Source organism: Streptomyces murinus, from assembly GCF_002154555.1.
Taxonomy (GTDB): Bacteria; Actinomycetota; Actinomycetes; order Streptomycetales; family Streptomycetaceae; genus Streptomyces; species Streptomyces murinus.
The window spans coordinates 2523-3413 of sequence record NZ_MUNF01000719.1; the positions used below are offsets into that span (position 1 = coordinate 2523).

Here is an 891-nt window from a genome sequence, read left to right on the forward strand (position 1 = left end):
CCTCGGCGAGATGGGCGAGCGCGGCCTGGAGCCGGGCATGGGTCCGCCACTGAGTGAACGTCATCCCCGTCTCGGCCAGGAAGAGCCGCAGCAGGGTGCGCTCGCTGGCGCCGACCGCACGCCCCAGCTCGCCCAGCCCGCGCCGGTCCGCGGGGTCGTCCAGCAACAGCGCGGCGGCCGCCCTGGCCCGCGGGTCGACCGGCAGCGGCAGCTCGAACACGGTGGCCTCCGCCGGGCGCAGGACGTCCAGGAGCACGGCCTCGGCGTGCGCGCGCCCCGCGGCCGGCAGTTCGCCGGCCAGGTAGCCGATCAGATGCCGGGCGAGCGGTGGGACGGCGAGCACGGTCGGCCGGGTCCAGACCAGCGGACAGGTCGCCGGGTCCAGGTAGACGCCCTGGAGCACCGACTCGCGCAGCGCCCCGGTGGCGTGCCGGACGCCGCCCGGGATCCACAGCGCCAGATGCGGGGGCAGCACCCAGCAGCGGTCCTGGATGTCGACCATGACCACACCGGTGCTGGCCCAGGCGAGTTGGTGCTCGTCATGGACGTGGTGCTGGAAGGTCTGTCCCCGGACCATCTCGAACCGTTCGAGATCGATGGTCTGCTCGTGTGCCATGCCCGGCGTTCCCGCTCCTGCTCATGTGCTCCCGCCCGCTGTCCATGGCCGATGCACGACATACGGTGGCGCCCTGCTGCGTTTACGACAAAAGTAAGGTGACCCTAACGTGGCCGGGTGACCGTTCCCGCCGCCGCCCCTCCCCGCCGCCCCTCCGTCCCGGCTCCCCGTTCCGTCGCAGCCTCTGCCCCGGCCGCCTCGCCCGGTGCGCTGCTGTGGTGGTCCCTGGGCAACCGCCGACGGGACCTGCTGCTGGCGTCGGCGCTGTTCAGCAC

General features: G+C 73.4%; 1 protein-coding gene. It reads right to left on the minus strand.

Features of this window, described 5'->3' with window-relative positions:
* Positions 1 to 616: AraC family transcriptional regulator (locus tag CCN72_RS33770; RefSeq protein ID WP_244174613.1), on the minus strand; the 616-nt coding region annotated here is incomplete at its 3' end.
* Positions 617 to 891 lie beyond the last annotated feature (275 nt).